Source organism: Oceanobacillus neutriphilus (genome assembly GCF_014645515.1).
In the GTDB taxonomy this organism is placed as follows: Bacteria; Bacillota; Bacilli; order Bacillales; family Amphibacillaceae; genus Oceanobacillus; species Oceanobacillus neutriphilus.
This window is the reverse complement of sequence record NZ_BMLW01000007.1, coordinates 231,661-253,046: the sequence shown is the minus strand read 5'-3', so window position 1 is coordinate 253,046 and position 21,386 is coordinate 231,661. Positions and strand designations below refer to the sequence as shown.

Below are 21,386 nucleotides of genomic sequence, written 5' to 3'. Positions count from 1 at the left end.
CCTTTTATATGCATTAAATCAAACCTATCGAATCAGGCTTAAAAATCGTTGTGTTCTTTCTCTCGCCGGCTCCCTGAAAATTTGTGCCGGTTCTCCCTTTTCAACAATAAATCCGTCATCGATAAAAATAACCTCGTCTGCCACTTCCTCAGCAAATTTCATTTCATGCGTAACGACAACCATGGTCATTCCTTCATTTGCTAAATCACGCATAACTTTTAAAACTTCGCTGACAAGCTCCGGATCAAGTGCTGAAGTCGGTTCGTCGAAAAGCATTACCTTTGGATCCATCGCCAGCGAACGGGCGATGGCAACGCGCTGCTCCTGCCCTCCGGAAAGCTGTACTGGATAATGATTTTTATGAGCAAGTAACCCCACTCTTTCCAGCAGCTGTTCACCAATGCTTAAAGCTTCTTTTTTTGGTATCTTTTTTACTGTCAGTAACCCCTCTATCACATTTTCAATTGCTGTTAAGTGAGGAAAGAGCGCATAGCTTTGGAATACCATTCCCGTAAGACGCCGCATCGTTAAAATCTGCTTTTGTGATACCTTTCCCGAAAAATCAACACTGGTTCCGTTAATTTCTATACTTCCTTGATTCGGAATTTCCAATCCATTTAAACAACGGAGCAAAGTCGATTTTCCAGATCCTGATGGTCCTATAATAACAACAACATTTCCGGCGGGTACCTCCACGTTTACTTCTTTTAAAACTTCCAATTGGCCAAATGACTTTTGTAATCCTTTTACACTAATCATATCATCCCTCCGATCTCTTCACATGACGGTCAAGCCTGACTTCAATTCTTCCCTGTATAACTGAAAGAATAAAGCATACCACCCAGTAAATAATCGCCGCTATACAATACACAAATAAAAACTCGTAATTCGTAGCTGCAATTTCCTGAGCCCGGCGGAATAATTCTGTAACAAGAATAAGAGATGCCAACGATGTATCCTTTACTAAGCCTATAAAAGAATTTGACAACGGAGGGATAGACACCCTTGAAGCCTGCGGAAGAACAATCCGCCGCAATGCCTGAGCGCGGGTCATCCCAACAGAATAAGCTGCCTCCCACTGCACTTTTGGAATAGATAATATAGCTGCACGAATAATTTCAGAGGCGTAGGCACCGACATTCAAGGAAAAACCAATGATTGCTGATATGAGCGGATCAATTGTCAGTCCAATAGATGGTAAACCATAAAAGATAATAAATAATTGAACAAGCAGCGGTGTACCACGGATAACAGAAATATAAAACCGCGCAATCCCCCGCGACAGCTTATTGCCAAAAATTCTCGCCAACGCTGTAAGTACTGCTATGACCAGGCCAATAGCAAAAGTGACCAGCGCTAATGGAATGGTATATCTAATCGCCCCTTCCAATAATGGTAAAATAGAATTCCCTGCAATATTTAGTAATCTGTCAAATCGTTCCGGATCTATTGATATTAAATTAAGATACATCTTCGCCAAACCACTTTTCCGAGATTTCTGCCAGAGTTCCATCTTCTCTCATATCTTCTAATATGCTATTAAACTTCTCAATAATTTCTTCATTACCCTGCCGGAACATAAAGGCATTTTCTGAAACAGCTTCTGTCTCTTCCGGGATAATTTCAATAGGTGCGTCCGGGCGCTGGTTTAAAAAGTCCAGTATAGTAAGTTTATCGTGAAAGGTTCCATCTACGCGTTTGGAAATTACTAAATCAATAGCCTGATTAAAGCCCTCTACCTTCTCTAATTCCGCGCCATGAGATTCAGCAAGCTCTCCCCAGTTACTTGTTAATGTCCCCGATGCGACCTTTCCTTCCATGTCCTCAAAGCTTGTAATCCCCTCTGTATCTTCATGGATTATCAGAACAGCCGTAGATCTTGTATAAGGCTCCGTGAATTCATATTTCTCGAGGCGTTCCTCTGTAATCCCAACCTGATTAGCAATCACATCAAATCGTTTCGCATCCAGTCCTGCAAAGATGGAATCCCATTGTGTCTCATGGAACTCAGGCTCCACGCCTAAGCGCTCAGCTACTTCCTCAACAATTTCAACATCATAACCTGTTAATTTACCAGAATCATCATGAAACGAAAAAGGTGCAAAAGTTCCCTCTGTTCCAATATGTAAAACACCTTTATCCTTTACTTCTTCAAGCAGATTATCATCACCACCAGTATCTGCTTCTGCACTTGAATCCTGGTTTGAACAAGCAGCAAACAATGATAATAATAAGATAAAAACAAAGAGGTATAATATCTTTCTCACATTCATTCCCCACCATTCCCATAATTTTTATTTGTTTGATTATATTTAATTGCTATACTATTGTCAATATCTTCTTAAACATAAAAAACACCCCTTCTTTTTTTAGAAAGAAGAGGTTGTGAGTACGTCATCAATGTCTCTCCTTATCTGCTAGCTGAACGCTACTGGAATTGGCACAGTTCTTTTACAAGTCTGTTGCCGAGGCTTCGAAGGGCCAGTCCCTCCACCTCTCTGGATAAGAAAATGTATTGCTATTCATTTGTTGAAGTTAACTATATATGTATTTGATCCTGATGTCAATATCTTAAAAAATAATTGACAAAAAAATTAAAATATACTAACTTAAATAACAATACATATCAAAAAACTAAGAATTAAGGAGTGAATCCATGAGATTAAAAACAAAATTAATCCACGCAGGAAATGAGAGTGATCCGCAAACAGGTGCAGTAACTGTGCCAATTTATCAGGTCAGTACCTTTAAACAGGATTCAATCGACTCAAACAAGGGATATGATTATTCACGGGCTGGTAATCCGACAAGGTCAGCAGTAGAACGCTATATTGCCAGTATTGAAGATGCTAAGCACGGTTATGCTTTCGCTTCCGGCTTAGCAGCTTTGTCAGCTATTTTAATGACTTTTAAAGCAGGGGATCATTTTATTGTAAGCAACGATGTTTATGGAGGGACTTTCCGATTATTAAATCAAGTATTTAACCGTCTGGATCTGACATCCACATTTGTGGAGGCAACCGATATCGATGATATAAAATCTAACATCCGGCCAAATACGAAAGCAATATTTATTGAAACACCAGGAAATCCGCTGCTTAAAGTAATTGATATTGAAAAGGTATCAAAATTGGCAAAAGAAAATGATTTACGCCTGGTTGTTGATAATACATTTCTTACGCCTTATTGGCAAAATCCTTTATCATTAGGCGCTGATATTGTTTTTCATAGTGCAACAAAATATTTAAGCGGCCATAGTGATGTATTAGCTGGGGTTATTGCTGTAAATGATGATCAATTAGCAGAAGAAATCGGGCTGGTTCAAAAGGCTGTGGGAGCAGTTCTGGGACCGCAGGATTCTTATTTATTATTAAGAGGTATGAAAACGCTTGGTATCCGTATGGAAGAGCATGAGCAAAACACAAAACGTATCGTTGAGTATCTGGATGCCCATCCTAAAGTAAAAAAAGTTTATTATCCTGGTTTAGCCAGCCATCCGGGACATGAATTATCAAAAAAACAATCCCGTGGCTTTGGAGGAGTTGTTTCTTTTGAAGTCGAGGATCAAAATCAGGTAGATCAGATTCTCTCCAAACTTCAGATTTTCCAATTAGCTGTCAGTTTAGGAGCGGTCGAAAGCCTCATATCCGTGCCTGCAAAAATGACACATGCGACAATCCCGGGAGACAGACAGCAGGAATTAGGGATATCCAAAGCATTACTTAGAATTTCAGTTGGAATAGAGGATGCAGACGATTTAATCGAAGACTTAGACAAGGCGTTACAATAATGCAAAAGGTATTGCAGCTCTGACTAATAAGCGCCGCAATACCTTTTTTTATAAATCTGTTTTAATAGTTTGTCAGATATTGCTCCCACCCCCAAGGATCACAGATAAAACATGCCACTTTGCCTTTCTCAAATGCGAAAGTTGAGTAAATGGAAAATGATAAAATTGTACGAACGAGAAATCACTACCGTATTAAAGCCAAATTTGTTTTACCAAATGGTATGAAAATTTCCTTCTCTGTCGATACGCTGATACGTATGCGCTCCAAAATAATCACGTTGTGCCTGAATCATATTTGCACCGCTTTTCGCAGAACGATAACCATCATAATATACAAGTGAAGCATTGAAACATGGCAGTGCCAATCCGGTTTCCATCCCCTTTATTACTACTTTACGCATCGCTTCCTGATAATTATTAAGCCTGTCTTTGAAATATGGAGAAAGAAACAGGTTAGGCAGTTCCTTATTTTCTTTAAATGCAGCACTGATTTCATTTAGAATAACCGCACGAATAATACATCCCCCGCGGAAAATCAACGCAATCTCATCCAGCTGCAGCTCCCAATTATATTGCTCTGATGCCTGTTTGTATTGAGAGAATCCCTGCGCATAGGTGCCGATTTTCCCCATAAATAGAGCCTGACGAACCAGTTCAATCCACTCTTTTTTATCAACTTCCTCCATACATGGATCAGGGCCGGCCAGCTCTTGTTCTGCAATCATCCGTTCTTCCTTTATAGTTGATAAAAAGCGCATAAATACAGATTCCGTAATAATGGATAAAGATACACCAATATCCAATGCGTTTTGACTTGTCCATTTGCCTGTCCCTTTTTGCGCTGATTTATCTAAAATCACATCAATCATAGGAAGATTCGTCTCCTCATCAACGTGTGTTAAAATAGCGCTCGTGATTTCCATCAGATAGCTTTCCAGCTCTCCTCTATTCCACTCTTCAAAAATAGCTGCAATTTCATCGACATCAAGACCTAATCTTTCCCTTAAGAATTGATAGGCTTCTGTAATAAGCTGCATATCGGCATATTCAATTCCGTTATGAACCATTTTCACATAATGGCCGGCTCCTTCTTTTCCAAGATATGAACAGCATGGCTTGCCATCTACCTGCGCAGCAATTTTTTCTAAAATGGGAGCGATCTGCTGATATGCTGATTTATCTCCGCTTGGCATTAATGCAGGTCCATGCAAAGCACCTTCTTCTCCGCCCGAAACACCGACACTGATAAAACGGAGGCCTTCTGCCTTTAAGTACCTGTACCGCCGGTTAGAATCCAGAAAATTAGAGTTTCCACCGTCCATGATAATATCGCCTTGATCTAACAATGGCAGAAGGCTCGCTATTACAGAGTCTACAACAGGCCCAGCTGTAACCATCAGAAAGATTTTTCTCGGTTTTTCCAAAGAGTTTATGAAGCTGTCTAACTCATAATACGCTTCAATATTCTTATTTCGATGCTTTGCTTGAAATGCATCTGTTAAATCGGATGTATAATTATAGATAGCTACCTTCTCACCCTTATTCGCCATATTCATAGCAAGGTTTGCTCCCATAACACCTAGTCCAAAGACACCAATTGAATTCATTTTCTTCATTCCTTCCCTTGAACGAATGTTCAAATCCCCATGAATCAAAAAGTCATCGCAGGGATTTGAACATATATTACACATTCTTATAAAATTTTAAAAACTCTCTTCAATAGGAACAGTAATCGCGGTCCCAATCCCGGCAACATCTTTTAAAAACTCGGCCTGTCACGTTTTCCTTAAATAAATAGGCTGAATAATAGAGTAAATACAAGACCCGATACAGAGATGATTGTTTCCAGTAATGTCCATGTTGCAAATGTTTCTTTCATAGATAAATTGAAGTATTCCTTGAAAATCCAAAATCCTGTGTCATTTACGTGAGAAGCAATTAAGCTTCCTGCTCCTGTAGCTAATACCATCAATGCCAGATTCACATCAGACCCTTCCATTAACGGGATAACCATTCCGGCAGTTGTTAATGCAGCAACCGTTGCCGAGCCTAATGAAATTCTGAGAATAGCAGCAATCAGCCAGGCAAGAAAAATCGGAGACATATTTGTGCCGGAAAAGATATTAGCTACCGCATCACCGACACCGCCGTCAATTAATACCTGCTTCAAAGCACCACCGCCCGCAGTAACTAACAAAATAATACTAATCCCGCGAACCGATTCCTCTGCTGAACTCATTAAGGTCTTCATTGGGATTTTGCGTGCTATTCCCATTGTATAAATAGCAAATAATAGAGAGAGCAACAGAGCCATGGTTGGATCACCAATCGTACGCACAATTTCGAAAAACAGATTATCTGCCATACCGCCAATTTCCTGAAACAGCTGTACAATTGTTGTAACCGCCATCAAAATCACTGGAGATAGTGCAGTCAGCGCACTGATGCCAAATCCCGGTGTTTCTTCTTCTTTAAAAGTTTTGGTGTTACCAAGAGATCCAATATTGCCGATTCTTGAAAAAGCATCCGGCACTAGTTTTTGTGACACCCTTGTAAACAATGGCCCTGCTAGAATAACTGTCGGAATTGCAATAACGATACCAATTAGCAGTACTATGCCGATATTTGCTCCATATTGCTCTGCAATAACTGTTGGCCCTGGATGAGGCGGCAGAAATCCGTGCGTTACAGATAATGCAGCTGTCATTGGCAGACCAAGGTATAATAAAGGTAATTTAATTTCTTTTGCAATCTGGTAAACAATCGGAATTAATAATACCAGCCCTACTTCAAAGAACAATGCGACACCAATGATAAAGGAAGCAATGACTACCGCCCACTGGATACGCTTTTTACCAAATGCATTAATCAGCGTTAAAGCGATACGCTGCGCCCCGCCGGCATCAGCAACTAATTTACCTAACATTGCACCAAAGACGAAAATGAGTGCAATATCACCTAGTGTTCCCCCTAACCCCGATTTCACCGTATCAACAATTTCACCAAGAGACATTCCTAGGGCTAATGCTGTCAGAAAAGCAACAACAACCAATGAAATAAATGTATTTAAGTTCCACTTCATGATTAGCAGCAGCAATGCAGCTACTGCAAGTGCAACAATGATAAGCGGATAAATATTTTCCATCTTTCTTCATCTCCCATCCTATTTCTTTTTATTTTCTAAGGATTTCCTTTCCTGATAAGCGGCAATTTGTTCATATTCCTGTTCGAGTGAACGTGAAATATTAATAAAAATTGGCATTAATTCCCGATAAGTCTGACTATGCTCCAGATTTGGTTCATGCTGATGTGTAAAACCAATCAACTCTTCTACAACATCAAAGGAATCAATTTTTCCTTCTGCGTACAACCCGAGTAAGCAAGCTCCCAGACAGGAAGATTCATAGCTTTTTGGAACAATCACATTCTGATCAAAAATATCCGCCATCATTTGACGCCAAAGCTCTGATTTTGAGAATCCTCCAGTTGCCTTGATAGACCTCACTGGGACATCCATTACTTCTACCAATGCCAGAAACACTGTGTACAGGTTAAAAATAACTCCTTCTAAAGCAGAGCGGACCATATGTTCTTTTTTATGATTTAAAGTTAAGCCGATGAATGATCCACGGACATTGGCATTCCAAAGCGGGGCACGTTCTCCGGCTAAAAACGGATGGAATAACAATCCATTTGATCCCGGCTCTACCTGTTTCGCAATAGCAGTTAATACTTCATAAGCATCAATATTTAAGCGCTTCGCTGTTTCCACTTCACTCGCAGCCAGCTCATCACGGATCCAGCGCAGCACCATGCCGCCGTTATTTACTGGTCCGCCAATTACCCAATGGTTCTCTGTTAACGCATAACAAAAGATACGCCCTTTTTGATCCGTGCGGGGCTTGGGAATAACAGTACGGATTGCCCCGCTCGTACCGATTGTAATTGCAACGTCTCCTTCTTTAATTGCATTCACTCCAATATTAGACAGCACTCCGTCACTTGCTCCAATAACAAATTTAGTATCTGTAGCAATCCCTAAATCCGCCGTAATTTCAGAATGACAGCCTGTAAAGATTTCTGTAGTAGGAACCAGCCTTGGCAGTTTATCCTTTGAAATACCTGTAATTTCAAGAGCTCCTTTGTCCCAGGCAAGCTCTTCCAGATTCATCATCCCTGTAGCTGAGCCAAGCGAGTAATCCATGACATACTCACCGAATAATTGATAGAAAACATACTCTTTAATACCGATGTATTTCTTTGTCTTTTGTGCTATTTCCGGATGCTCCTGCTCCAGCCATGTAATTTTACTAAGCGGTGACATAGGATGAATCGGTGTGCCGGTCCGCAGGTAAACATCATTACCGTTCCACTCATTCTTGATCTTATTTGCCCAATTTAAGCTGCGGTTATCCGCCCAAGTGATACATGGTGTAATTGCTTTATCATTTCCGTCCATTGCAATTAAGCTGTGCATGGCGCTGCTAAAGGAAATAAAGGAAAGATCTCCTTTATCTATTTCTGCGTCTCCGATTGTTTGCCGGATGACATAAAGCACTGCCTGATAAATTTCTTCCGGATTCTGCTCAGCAGTCCGAACATCTGGCGTATGCAAGTCATAACCCTGGTTGCTTTGCCCAATAATTTCACCAGTTTCCCGGTAAAGCACTGCTTTTGTGCTTGTTGTACCAATATCTACGCCGAGCATAAATTTATTTTGATTCACTTTTATCCCTCACAATCTTTTTTCGGAACATGTTCATTCCTTGAAGATATCCTTCTATTATTATTAAATGTACTTCTCTCTTTTATTATAAAATAAAGGGCTTTCAAAACATGTATATTTTTGTATGAATACTTGTATACAGGTATACTATCATGTGTTTTTTAATTTGTAAACGCTTTTATTATAATTTTTTATAAAAAATACTGTTTGAAGCTTTAAGTAATTCTAACTATCCTGATTCCATCAGAAAAAAACTCCTGCCGAGCAAGATTTATCTCACTCGACAGGAGGAGAGGGCTCCTCTATTATTTCTTCAATTTTTCCCGTGCTATATCCTGCAGTTTAAATTTCTGAATCTTACCTGTTCCTGTAAGCGGCCAATCCTTTGCTTCTACAAACCAGATATAACGCGGTATTTTAAAACGTGCCACATGCTCACGGCACAGCTTTCTGATTTCCTGCTTCGTACAGGTTTCGCCTTGTTTTAATTCAATAAATGCAGCACCCGTTTCTGTTGTTAATTGATCCAGTACGCCGACAATATAGACCTGATTCACTGCCGGATGCATGGAAATAACATCTTCCACTTCTTTTGGAGCCACTGTTTCTCCAGATACTTTATAAAGGTCCTTGCTTCTGCCTAATAATCGGATATATCCATCCTCATCAATTGTTCCTAAGTCCCCGCTGCGGATATAGCCTTCCTTATCCTTTGCAAACGCTGTTTCCTCCGGCTTCTTATAATAGCCCTCTGTGACAACATTCCCCCGTACTGCCAGCTCACCGACAGAGCCTTCCGGTAATGTTTCCCTTGTATCTGGATCAATAATTTTGTATGTGACACTCTTATCTCCAAATTCAGGATGACCTGCAATACCAGCCGTTTTTACCTTTCCAACTGTTGTTGAGATAATTTCCAAAGGATCACCAATTTCAGTAAGCATCGTTGTGGAGCCCGCCTCAGTTGCGCCACAGCCCGTACCGATTTCTGTCACTCCTAATTCCTCTACTGCTCTTTTCCATAATGGAACTGGAGAAGGTGCTGCACAGCATAATAACGCATAAAGATGATCCAAATTTGTATTTTTAACCTCTGGACGATTCAATAAGGCGACAAGCATCGATGGTACTGCCAGAAAATCATGAACCTGATATTTTTCCATCAGCTGCAGCGATTGCAGCGGCTGAAAAGCATGACATGTCACCATACCTCCTCCTACAAAGGAAGCAGCAAATAACCCTTCCTGCAGAAAATAGACATGGTACATGGGCAATGGTGCATAAATTCGCCTTCCCGATTCATATCCTCTTGTCAGACACGTCGCAAAACCAGAGCGAAGCAGCATATCATCTGTCAGCATAACTCCTTTTGGCAAACCGGTTGACCCAGATGTATAAATAATTGCTGCACAAGTGTCCGGGTCATCTGTTTCCTTCCAGCGATTGTTTAAATCGGATTCTTCTACCGTTTCCGCTCCCTGTAAAAATACGTCCCATTGCATATAAACAGCCGGAATCTCTGTATCTTTATTCGGTATACAAACCGCCTTTTTAAAAGGGCTCTTTACATCCTCCTGAAGTTCAGAAACAACATCTTTTAAAGCTTCGGCATGGCTCTGTTTACCGGCAAATTGATGGGTAATCAGCCAGTTTGTATCAGATTGACGAAGCATATAGGTTAACTCTTCTTTTTGAAGCTGTGTATTTAAAGGAACGATAATTGCTCCAACCATGGTAGAGGCAATAAATAAAGCTACATATTCCGGTTCATTTTCCATTAAAATAGCTATATGCTCTCCCGGCGCAACCCCTAAATGAAGCATCGCTTTTGCATAATCATTGGCCGTTCCCCACATCTCTTCATAGGTCACAGCCTTATCAGGCATCATAATCAATGGGGATTCGCCATATCGCTGACATTGCTTATAAAAATGTGTCGCGATTGTCCGTTTTACCCAACTCGGATACATCTTTTCCAGTGCAGTTTGTCTGGCTTCCACACTTATATGAGTTTGTTGTTCTCCAAGCATTGTTATCTCTCCATTTCGTTATTCTTGTCATCTTTTCTTATTCATTTAAGCTTCAGGTGCCTGCCAAATGACAATCCCATTTTGACCGCCGAAGCCAAAGGAGTTACTCATCGCTGTCTTAATTTGCTGCTTTCGGCTTATATTTGGAACAATATCCTTTGGAGCCTCTTCATCCCGTGTTTCTGAATGAAGCGTTGCCGGTAAAATTCCTGTCTCTATAGCCTTAATGCACGCAATACTTTCAATTGCCCCAGCCGCTCCTAATAGATGGCCGACACTGCCTTTGATGGAGCTGACCGGCATATCATCCAGCCGCTCTCCAAATATCATTTTTAATGCCTTTGTTTCAGCAATATCACCAGCTTGGGTAGATGTTGCATGCGCATTAATATAATCAATATCTGTCGGGTCCAGCTGCGCAGAACGGAGTGCCCGCTCGATTGCCAATGCGGCACTTGTTCCTTCTGGGTCCGGTGACGTATCATGATAAGCATCATTGGAGGCTCCATATCCTTTTAAGGTTGCGTAGATATGTGCTCCCCTTGCTTTGGCACGCTCCAGTGGCTCCAGAACAAATAAACCCGCTCCTTCTCCCATGACCATCCCTGTCCGGGCAGCATCAAACGGGCGGGACCATTTTGAAAAATCCTCTGGTCCTTTTGCTGCCAATGCACCTGCATCACCTAATCCAGATAAAAAGACATTCGACCACAGGCTGTCCACACCTCCGGCAAGGATATAATCGACATCATCACGGAAGAACCAGTAAGCTGATTCACCAATAGCATTCGCCGAAGCTGCACAAGCTGTTACATATGTATTAGATGGCCCACGGAATCCGTACTGAATAGCAATCGTACTTGCAGCAGCATTGGGAATAGACTTGGAAATCATACGAGGCCCTACTCTTTTTGCCCGTCCCGTCGCCAATTTTTCAGAAGCCTGTTCTAAGGACTGAATTCCCCCAAATGCTGTTCCGATTGCTGTTCCAAATCGGTTCCGGTTTATATCATCTTTAAAGGTTTCTCCATCACTTTTAAACAATCCCGCATCCTTTAATGCTTCATCTGCTGCAATCAATGCCAGCTGGGTAAAATAATCGGTATTTCTGATTATCTTTTTAGAAAGAAAATCGGAAGCTTCAAATGCAGGTACACGCGCACCCACTTTTGTCCATTTGCTTACATTTTCATCTGTTATTTCCCTTACTGCAGAACGATTCGCAATTAAATTATCCCAAAAAGTTGATACCCCCATGCCGAATGGAGAGACAGCCCCCATTCCTGTTACCGCAATCTCTATCTGCTTCATAATCCATGCTCCTCTGCATATTTTTAAACAATATCTTCCCCTGCGTTCTATCTTTATTATGAACATGATTAGCTGTGATTTCAAAGCTATCATGTATTATTTAAATCCAACTATTATTATAGTGTAAGTGAGTCTTTTCCTCAAACAAATCTAAGATATTGGCCTATTTTGAAACTGTTAATATACTGGCTAAACTAATAGAAAAGTATTATTTAGTGTAATTACCTGTTTTACTAATACTTATTATACTCCTCTATATCCTGAACCAACCTTTGGATCGATTGCTGCCAAAACGCCTGCTGTCTAAAATCTAATTGGAAATGTTTTTTTACCAGCTGCTCCATGGGCATCATTCCTGTTTCACTTAGGAACCCTTTAAATTTTTGGCTAAATAATTCATCCTTTTTAGCAAGCTCTAAAAGCCCAATACTTAATAAAAAACCAAAGGAATAAGGATAATTATAAAAAGGATTACTTGCCTGATAAAACTGACCATACTTCATCCAGACAAATGGTTCATATTCACTTAAACTATTTCCATACGCTTTTTCCTGAGATTGTCGCGAAAGCTCTTCTATTTGTTTTGCATCTAATTGTTTATCCTTTCTATATTCATAAAACTTTTTTTCAAATAAGAATGCTCCTCTAATAGACATCAAGTAATTTAGAGAACGCTCAATCCTTGAAGCAAGAATGGCTTTTTTAACAGAACTATCATTTGTATTTTGGATTACATAGTCAATAAATGCCGTTTCAAAAAAGATAGAGGAGGTTTCTGCCATTGTCATTTCAAATGTATCATCTGAGAATAAAAGAGATGGAGCATATTTCATTTGTTGAAAATGCCAGGCATGTCCTAATTCATGTGCAAGCCTTCTGGCGCTGTCAATGCTATTATCATAATTTAAGGAAATTCGTGATTCCTCTTCAAGAAGAAAAGGCGCACAAAAACCTCCAAGAGACTTTGTTTCCCGTCGCTCCGCATCTACCCAGCCCTCTACAATTGCTTTTCTCACAAATTCACACATATCACTGTCAATATTTCCAAGAGATTGGATAATACCTTCGATTGCCTCTGAGAAAGTCATCTCAAAGGCAATGGGCTGAGATGACGTCATCAATTGGTGCCAGGAAATGTTTTTCGTCTCTGCTTCCCCCGCTTTGGTCCTTAAATAACTGGAAAGCTCCTCTATATTGGCGTCTACTGCTTCCCACATTGCATTCAGGGTTGGTTGAGATATACCATTCTTTTTCAAGGATTCATCGAGATAATCTACTTTTCTTACTTTGTTTTCACGAAGTCTCAGTCCGACCATTTGATTATAAACAGAAGCAAATAGATCCGCTTCCGTCTCAAGTGTTTTGTTTAACTCCCGAAATACATGGATTCTTTCTGACTGCTCTGAATGAGACAGAGACAGGTTACTGGCTTCTGCAAAAGAAATTTCAGCTTCATCACTGTTTAGGTTTGTTTTTATTCTCATTTTATTTCGCATTTGTTCATAGAGCCCTTCAAGAAAACTTAATGTATCTCTAGTAAAATCGGCTGTAACTCTTTCTTCATCGCTCGTAATTTCCGCATCTTTTAACAGCTCTGTTATAAACTCTTTTTGATGAATATTCTCAGACCAGTCATCAAATTGCCTGTTATTCATATTACGCAGCCTATTTTGCAGATTCGCTTTTATAAGGTGGACCTGAGTTTTTAAATCTAATATTGTTTCCTGTAATGGTGTGAGCAGTGAGAAGGAAATGTCTTCTGCTGTTAAGCAATAATAAAAGGATTCAGCTGATTCAATTTTTTTGATTGCTTGCGAGATAATGATTAATTCCCTCTCATTTAAAATATTTGTTTCCATATACTTCTCTATTTCCAACAATTTATCTTTAATACTTTTTAAATAATTTTTAAATTTATCGATATCAAACCCACATAGAAGCTTGTCCAAATCCCATCGCATTTGTGTATTAAAAGTTTCCATATATTTATTCGCCCCTTTATTGATTGTAATACAATTTTCTATCGTACACATTCATAAAGACATATGATTCTAATAATTCGTAACAAACTATAAAATTAACTAAAAAAATTCCCGTTATCTAACAATAGATAACAGGAATTTCAGCTCTTATTTAGAAACAAACTTATTACCGGTAACCCAAAACCGATATGGATAATCCCTTGCCTCTCCAGAATTATCAATACCAATCCGTGGACCGCTGCTGATTTTCTCAGGCTTCTTTCCTTCAGCAATAAATAGCGGCGGCTCCATGAGTGATCGTCCATAATCACCCATATTAATATCCAAAGCCTGCGATAGCTTACCTGGGCCGCTTGTCAGATTTTGAAATTTTTTCACCGGACGGCGGACCAGCATCAGATCGACTCCAGTATAAGGCTCCACTGCCCGAATCAATACACTTTCCGGTACTTCCTTCTCCGCACTGACGACATTAATCAAACAATGATTATGAATGAGATGGGTATATGTCATCCCAGCCTCAGCATATAGAATCTCCGTTCTTTTCGTCCGCCGGTTGCTAAATCCATGTGCTGCTCTGTCAGCACTTCCCAGATATGCTTCTGTTTCTACAATAAATCCAGAGCTCGTTCCTTCCTCCGTCTGCTTTACTAAAACGCACCCGAGCAGTTCTTCTGCTAGTTGTAAGGTGGGGTATTGGTAAAAAGCTTCTGGTAAAGGGGTTAAATTAATATTTTTTTCCATTTCATCCACCATCCAAATCTACAGTATTAAACTATTCTTATTATACCCTCATACTAGTATCAATCTACATGGATGTACATTATTACCTTAACACAAACAGAATTCCACCTGGATATTCATAGGATGAAAAATGAAAAAGATAGTCTGCATCTTGTTCAGGGACCTCAAATCTCATCACTGCCGTTATTTCTCCTTCGCTTTCTAACCATCCTTCTTCTTCATTCCAATTCTTTTTCTTAATCACTTCGATATCAATAGGTTTATAAACTTCCCCGAAAGCATCTCCAGAACTGCGAATCGTGAAATTTTGATTTAAATTCATTTGATGTTCTCTGTTATCTTTATTTATATACGTAAATTCTATCTCCAGTAAACCGGCCTCTCCATCCTCAGAAAAATCCTCGTTCACTTCATCTATATAATATTCGACGACAGACCAGCTAAGTCTTTCATCTCTATCTAATACGACATCATATCGCTCCTCAGCAAGATCAGTATTTTCTTCTTGTTCATTTTGCTCTTCTTGCTTCATATTCTCTTTATCTTCATTTTTTTCAGCTTCCAGCAATTCTCCTTGGGTTGGGGCAATTTCATTATCTGGTACAGCCTCATTCGATGATGCACTTTCTGATATTTCCGGAATAACCTGTACCATCATATAAATAAAACTTCCAGTTAATATTGCCAGCGCTCCTATTATTACAGCTTTTAACTTTTTATCGGAGGATTTTTTATTGGAGTAATATCCGCTAATTCCTCGATTCGGGTTCATTCTGACTGCACGCTCAGCTGGAATAATTGTTCCTATAACACCAATTAATACCGGGATTAATCCCGTACAGAGTATAAAGGCTATTTCATCTGTCGGAAATTGACCATACATCACCCACATGGAACTAAAAGCAAATGCAAGACCTATTATTGCAGCAAATACTCCGCTTAATATCCCTTCTGACCAGATTAATAGCCTGACACTGCTATTTTTCCAGCCAATTGCTTTAAGTAACACCATTTCTTGTTCGCGTTCAGATATATTTTGCCACATAATCTCTGAAGTCGTCATAATGGCAATGATTAAAGCTACAATCATTGCTGTATAATGGAGCGTGCTTACTTCCAATGCTGTATATTGCCCCAGCCAAGTCGTATACATAATTCCCTGCAGCCGAAAGGTAATATGAAGAAATAAAACAAGTAACCCCGTAGGCAAAGCAATAGATATAATGGATAATAAACTCCGGCGCCATTTTCCCATAAAATGATTGACAGCCATTGAGAACACACCCTGCGTTCTAAAAAAGCCTCTAGCACGCTTAGAAAATTCTCCTATCCGTATCGTTTCGTACGGGCGAATATTTCTAATGGATATAGCAGGAATTATTGCACCACATAAATAAATGAGCAAACCCGCCAATCCCGTCAGCAAAAATCGCATAGGCGAAATGAAGACATCCGCTGAAAGATAGACGTAGCCAAGTATACTCCAGGATACCATCGCTACAAAGCACCCAATTATGCCAGCCTCTATAAATAATAATTTACTTAATTGTCCTGGGCGCCAGCCAAGTGACAATAGTACTGCAAACTCTTTTCTCCTGGCTAATAAAGACATAATCATAGAAGCCCAAACATAAATAATTGCTACAGTTATCACGCTTGCAATAATACCAAAATAACCTATTTTCGATTCTCTAAATACTGAAATGGATGAACCAATATTTACCCAGGGCTGTTGCAGCCAGCCGATTGCTTCATCTTCATTAATAGCAGGGACATAGGTCAAGGCTAACTGTGGGGAAGAGCCTAGTGTAATGTCCGTAATTAATCCTGTTTCTGCTTCTATTTCCGCTGCCACTTTTTCTAAAATAGCCTGACTTTCTTCATTCATCTCTGTAACACCTGTTACTTTTACCCGAATTGCAGATATTGGTGCTTCTCCTAAAATTTCTTCCGCTGCATCAATGGTTGTAAGCATATTGGGAGGGTTAGTCAGAAAATCATACGGATTATCCGTGGGCTTTAAGATGACAGAAGGATTCACAGGTTCATTATTTGCATCTATGACCAATTCAGCAGTTGCCGGCCGGTATGTCTCCATGGGCAATTCATTGGTTGGGTCTGTTGATATATCTAATTTTCCCGGATCATAAAAACCTATCCAATTTGGGCTTATCCGTATCCAATCACTAGAGACTTCACCAAAAACCTTAGGTTCTCTAAAGGAGTGAATGCCAACAAAATCTGGTTTTGTCTCCAGATTATTCGCAAATGGTTCAACTTGATAGGCAAATGGCCATCTATCCTCAAACGGGCTGTTAATTGTGTGATATTCAAGCGGACTTGGACGAAAATTCATCCAGGTTACCGAATCATCTACAGTATTTGTTTCTATAGATTCTCCTGTCTCGATATCAACACCGGTAATGCTATTAACCAACATCGAGAAAGCTTCCTCAGAGGAGTATGCATAGTGCTTTCCGTCTTGCCCAGAAAATGTATCCAGATAATCGGTCCCTCCATTATCCTTAATTTCTTCCAGAGTATTATTAGCTGTACCTTCATCAAAAGGGATATTCAAACGCTCCAAAGTAAATTCAACTTGTTTGTCATCAAAAGCATGTGTACTTACAATGACAGGAAAACGGATTGAATCCAGGCCGCTTGTATCATTTGTACGTACTCCTGTATCTTCGTCACGAAAATATCTGCTGTCACCAGTCGGAATTACCGCTTCTTCCAAACCAACCAGTTTTGCTTCTTGTTCAGGATCAACACCTGCCAGTAATGCTTGCGTATATACGCTTAAATAATTGGGGGTACTGCCTACACCATACTCTGATCCCTTTCCTGCCAAGTTTTCTTCCGTAACTGGCCAGTCCCCATACGCAAAATAATAATCGGAAGTAGTGTTTATATCTTGAACCCCATTATCCATAATTTGTTCTAACCTTTGCCTGTAAATTCCATTTTCCTCTATTTCTATAGGTTGAAAATTTACTGTATAAGAAGCATATCCAATCATGGAAATAGGTGCAGCAATTTCAATGTTTTGTATCTGTTTAACAGCTTCATATTGTTCCACACTAATTCCGCCGTCCATTCCGCTTAAGTAGTTAGGCTCTAATAATCCTTGCTCTTCCGTTATACTTCTCGACCCTTCCGGACGGACTAAAATATCATAGGAAGCTGTCCAGCTATCCTGCAGTGTATTAACAATCGTTCCTTTGCTTGCGTCTGACGCACCAACCAGATAGGTAAGTCCAGCACTGATAATAAGAGCACCTATCAATGACAGGATGAGTCTTTCCTTTCTTCGCCGCCAATTCTCCCAAATAAACCGAATCATCTCTTTACTCCGGATAATTCCTGCACAATAATACCATCCTTCATCGTTATTACTTTATCTGCTTTGGAAGCTAATGTTTCATCATGCGTTACAAAAATAACTCCACATCCTTCTTTATGATGCAATTCCTGTAAGAGTTGAAAAATTTGTTGTCCTGTTTCTGTATCCAGATTTCCTGTCGGTTCATCAGCCAGCAGCCAGCTTGGTTTATGAACAATTGCTCTGGCTATTGCTACTCGCTGCTGCTGACCACCAGATAACTGTGAGGGCAAGGAATTGTATTTGTTCGACAAGCCAACCTGTGTAAGCACTTCTTTGGCCCGGTTTATTTTAGAATAGGAAACTTTTCGTGCAAAAAGTGGTGTGAGTACATTCTCTAAGGAGGTTAAACTTGGAAGCAGATGAAACTGTTGAAAGATAAACCCAATTTCATGAAATCGAAAATCAGCAAGATTTTTATTGCTTTTTTTTATAATTTCTACATCATCGTAAAGTATTGTGCCTGAATTCGGCCGCTCTAATGTCCCTAGCAAACTTAACAAAGTGGACTTACCTGACCCAGAAGGCCCGACAATAGCGGTAAAATCAGTTCTATGGAATTCTTGCGTTACATTACGTATGGCCGGTATTTCAATACCATCTCCTTGAAACGTTCTGCCTGCGTCACAGCATGATATTTTTTCAATCATCTAATCCTCCTCTACTTTTATATTCTCATTAATGAATCCCTATAAAGAAAGCGTTTTCAAAAAAAGATGCAAAAAATCTTTTTTCAGTTTAGTTTTATTTGGTTATTAGCACACACAAAGTTATTAATACCCTATCACGCTGACATAAAAAAGGCAATTCATTTCAAATTTCTATCAGATAATTGAACTATTTCTCTATCAATGAAATAATATAAATAATACAAATCTGATTAACATACTTTGTCTTTTTCAAGGAGGAATAATAGTATGACTAATTTAACAGACTTACAAACAAAAGAAGAGCGAGTCGAACTTTTATCCAAAATAATTAAACCCTTTGGAGAACGTATTCGTCAGCTTCCGGACGGCGCTTTTCCCTATGAAAACTTTAAAGATCTGCAAAAAATCGGCTATCCTTCACTCACTGTATCAAAAGAGGATGGTGGGGCTGGTATTTCACTTGATGAACTGCTTACCTATCAGCAGGTTATTGCTCAGGCAGACGGCTCAACTGCATTGTCTATCGGCTGGCATATGGGAATTATGAAGCATTTAGGTGAAAGCAGATCTTGGGACAAAAATATTTATACGAAGGTTATTAAAGATGTTATTGAAAATGGTGCATTATTAAATAATGCTGCTACCGAGCCAGCAACAGGGAGTCCGACCCGCGGCGGCAAACCGGAAACAACAGCTGTAAAAAAAGGTGATGGATGGGTAATTACTGGACGGAAAACCTTTACGACACTGTCTCCAATCTTAACTTATTTTGTGGTCAGTGCTTCCATTGATGGCACAGACGATGTTGGTAATTTTCTTGTAAAGCATGACCGGGAAGGTGTGAACGTAGAAGAAACATGGGATTCTATCGCGATGCGCGGATCTGGAAGTCATGATCTCGTTTTAAAAGAGGTTCATTTAGGTAAAGAGAATCTTGTTGAAATTACATCGAATCAGAAAAGAAAACCAGCAGGCTGGTTACTGCATATTCCGGCATGCTATCTTGGTATTGCACAGGCTGCCCAGAAGGATGCTGTTGCCTTTGCAACAAGTTATTCACCAAACAGCATTAAGGGAACAATCTCTGAGCTGCCGAATGTAAAACAAAAGCTTGGGGATTTAGAGCTTATTTTGCTGGAATCCCAATACTTCCTTCATGCAGTTGCCGAAAAGTGGGATAACAGTAATGAAGAAACCAGAAATACCATGGGTCCTGAATTAGGAGCTGTGAAGCTGTCTGTCACCAATAAAGCCGTGCAGGGTGTAGATCTTGCCATGCGTGTTGTCGGTGCTCAAAGCCTCAAGCTGAAAAATAATTTTGAACGCTATTACCGTGATGTCCGGGCCGGTCTGCACAATCCGCCGATGGATGATATGACGATAATGCAGTTGGCAGATAAGTCCATACGGGAACTGTAAAGTATTTCATCATCATGCTTTTTGGATTATAAAACAAATGATAAAGGCGCAAAATAAAACTCATGAAAATAAGCTATATGAAAACCTGGTTTCATATAGCTTATTTTTTTCAAGCCAGCTTCTCTTCGTTTGCTTTTTCTAAATCCCCATCCAAAAATTTAAAATACGGAAGCAGTATTCCCAATAAAGAAGTAGTACTTATCAACATTCCTATCATTAAATACAATGGACGAACTCCCCAAACTTCACTTAAAAAACCACCTGCCAATACACCTAATGGCATCATGCATCTAATAATCAACAGCCGTACAGAAAATATCTTTCCCATTAAATGATTAGGTATAATTTTTTGACAGATTGTTGTATTATGTATTCCGAAAACAGCCATGGCAATTCCGCCTGTTACCTCTGCTAGAATTCCCAATAAAACACTTGTATTGATAAATAAGAAAACAAACGTAATTCCGCCGGTAAATAATGCTCCCAGCATTAACCTTCTGCGACTTTTATATTTCAGTTTACCAACCAGGATAGAACCTAAAATAAAACCGACCGGAAATCCAGCCATAAAATAACCGTATTCTGCATAGCTTCCCGATAGTTCCTCTGTTATATAAGGAAGTGTTGTAACCATTGTCACACCAACACCAAACTGGACAAACCCCAAAAATATGCCCAGCCAGACGATAACCCGCTTTTTGAAAAAGTAAGTCAGACCTTCTGTAAATTCCTTTAACCATGATGCTCTCGTTTTTTGCGGGGTTCTGGACTCTTGGATAAAAAATAACGTGAAACCGCTTAATAAAAGCAGTGTGCTGACTAAAACCACCGTCGGCAAGACGCCCAAATATTCAATAACAATTCCCCCTAAAAAAGGAGCTGTGAAAGTCATTAACCGTGCCGTCCCTTCCAGGTATGCATTAGCCGCTTCTAATTGATTCTTTGCCACGATAGAAGGAGTTATCGCCTGATTTGCCGGAACATAGAGCGGTGTGATTAATCCAACAATTATCTGCACCAGGTAGATGTGCCATGGCAGCAGGCTGTCTGTCAATAAGGCAAATAGCGGTACAAGAAAGATAAATCCTCTTGCCATCTGAGAGAAAATCAAAATCCATTTCCGGCTCCACCGATCAATAAACGGGCCAATAAACAGCTGGAGGACTAAAGATGGGATAAAATATAACAGCCACATACTCCCCAATGCTAATTTCGAACCTGTTAATTGATAGATTAAAATGGAATTACAAAAGGTCCCGAAAGCACCTCCCAGCTCCGAAATTCCATTGCCAACCCATATGGAAAGAAACGATCTGTTTTTAAAGATTGGTGCATCCATCCGCTTCATC

General features: G+C 39.8%; 15 protein-coding genes and 1 riboswitch. Of the genes, 2 read left to right on the top strand and 13 right to left on the bottom strand.

The genetic code is table 11. The features are described from left to right. Window positions 1-24: 24 nt before the first annotated feature. Genes IEX29_RS13410 through IEX29_RS13400 form a run of 3 tightly spaced genes read right to left on the bottom strand, consistent with a single transcriptional unit; the run spans window position 25 to window position 2,267 of the window. On the bottom strand, window positions 25-759 hold the full coding sequence (locus tag IEX29_RS13410; RefSeq protein WP_188734896.1) for an amino acid ABC transporter ATP-binding protein: 735 nt from the start codon (window positions 757-759) through the stop codon (window positions 25-27). Between the two features lies 1 nt (window position 760). Next, the gene (locus tag IEX29_RS13405) at window positions 761-1,471 is read right to left on the bottom strand and encodes an amino acid ABC transporter permease (RefSeq protein WP_188734895.1); all 711 of its coding nucleotides are present in this window, start codon (window positions 1,469-1,471) and stop codon (window positions 761-763) included. Further along, window positions 1,461-2,267, bottom strand: coding sequence for an amino acid ABC transporter substrate-binding protein (locus IEX29_RS13400; protein ID WP_229720217.1), 807 nt, complete (start codon window positions 2,265-2,267; stop codon window positions 1,461-1,463). The genes IEX29_RS13405 and IEX29_RS13400 overlap by 11 nt, the downstream gene beginning before the upstream one ends. Window positions 2,268-2,407: 140 nt before the next feature. After that, a riboswitch (SAM riboswitch) is annotated at window positions 2,408-2,509 on the bottom strand. A 147-nt stretch (window positions 2,510-2,656) separates the two neighbouring features. On the opposite strand from IEX29_RS13400, the gene IEX29_RS13395 reads away from it, so the two are divergent. Next, window positions 2,657-3,790, top strand: coding sequence for a bifunctional cystathionine gamma-lyase/homocysteine desulfhydrase (locus IEX29_RS13395; RefSeq protein ID WP_188734893.1), 1,134 nt, complete (start codon window positions 2,657-2,659; stop codon window positions 3,788-3,790). Between the two features lie 209 nt (window positions 3,791-3,999). Here the strand turns inward: IEX29_RS13395 and gnd are convergent, their stop codons facing one another. The 9 genes from gnd to IEX29_RS13350 all read right to left on the bottom strand — a co-directional run bounded on the left by gnd (window position 4,000) and on the right by IEX29_RS13350 (window position 18,618). After that, window positions 4,000-5,397 (bottom strand): decarboxylating NADP(+)-dependent phosphogluconate dehydrogenase, encoded by a 1,398-nt coding sequence (gene gnd, locus IEX29_RS13390; protein ID WP_188734892.1) that lies wholly within the window; start codon window positions 5,395-5,397, stop codon window positions 4,000-4,002. 179 nt (window positions 5,398-5,576) lie between these two features. Next, window positions 5,577-6,935: a gluconate:H+ symporter gene (locus IEX29_RS13385; protein WP_188734891.1), complete on the bottom strand. Its 1,359-nt coding sequence runs from the start codon at window positions 6,933-6,935 to the stop codon at window positions 5,577-5,579. 18 nt (window positions 6,936-6,953) lie between these two features. Then, the gene (gntK, locus tag IEX29_RS13380; protein WP_188734944.1) at window positions 6,954-8,498 is read right to left on the bottom strand and encodes a gluconokinase; all 1,545 of its coding nucleotides are present in this window, start codon (window positions 8,496-8,498) and stop codon (window positions 6,954-6,956) included. A 323-nt stretch (window positions 8,499-8,821) separates the two neighbouring features. Continuing rightward, window positions 8,822-10,546, bottom strand: coding sequence for a class I adenylate-forming enzyme family protein (locus IEX29_RS13375; protein WP_188734890.1), 1,725 nt, complete (start codon window positions 10,544-10,546; stop codon window positions 8,822-8,824). A 45-nt stretch (window positions 10,547-10,591) separates the two neighbouring features. Further along, window positions 10,592-11,857: a beta-ketoacyl-[acyl-carrier-protein] synthase family protein gene (locus IEX29_RS13370; protein ID WP_188734889.1), complete on the bottom strand. Its 1,266-nt coding sequence runs from the start codon at window positions 11,855-11,857 to the stop codon at window positions 10,592-10,594. A 233-nt stretch (window positions 11,858-12,090) separates the two neighbouring features. Then, window positions 12,091-13,839: a gluzincin family metallopeptidase gene (locus IEX29_RS13365; protein WP_188734888.1), complete on the bottom strand. Its 1,749-nt coding sequence runs from the start codon at window positions 13,837-13,839 to the stop codon at window positions 12,091-12,093. A gap of 147 nt (window positions 13,840-13,986) precedes the next feature. Continuing rightward, window positions 13,987-14,583: a DNA-3-methyladenine glycosylase gene (locus IEX29_RS13360; protein ID WP_188734887.1), complete on the bottom strand. Its 597-nt coding sequence runs from the start codon at window positions 14,581-14,583 to the stop codon at window positions 13,987-13,989. 82 nt (window positions 14,584-14,665) lie between these two features. Next, complete coding sequence (locus tag IEX29_RS13355; protein ID WP_188734886.1) at window positions 14,666-17,929, bottom strand: ABC transporter permease; 3,264 nt, start codon at window positions 17,927-17,929, stop codon at window positions 14,666-14,668. Then, entirely contained in the window at window positions 17,926-18,618 is a 693-nt protein-coding gene (locus tag IEX29_RS13350) for an ABC transporter ATP-binding protein (RefSeq protein ID WP_188734885.1), read from the bottom strand. The genes IEX29_RS13355 and IEX29_RS13350 overlap by 4 nt, the downstream gene beginning before the upstream one ends. Before the next feature lie 267 nt (window positions 18,619-18,885). Between IEX29_RS13350 and IEX29_RS13345 the strand changes: the two genes are divergently transcribed. Beyond that, on the top strand, window positions 18,886-20,037 hold the full coding sequence (locus IEX29_RS13345) for an acyl-CoA dehydrogenase family protein (RefSeq protein WP_188734884.1): 1,152 nt from the start codon (window positions 18,886-18,888) through the stop codon (window positions 20,035-20,037). A gap of 109 nt (window positions 20,038-20,146) precedes the next feature. Here IEX29_RS13345 and IEX29_RS13340 read toward each other — a convergent pair whose 3' ends face one another. Next, the gene (locus tag IEX29_RS13340) at window positions 20,147-21,376 is read right to left on the bottom strand and encodes an MFS transporter (protein ID WP_188734883.1); all 1,230 of its coding nucleotides are present in this window, start codon (window positions 21,374-21,376) and stop codon (window positions 20,147-20,149) included. Between the last annotated feature and the right edge of the window lie 10 nt (window positions 21,377-21,386).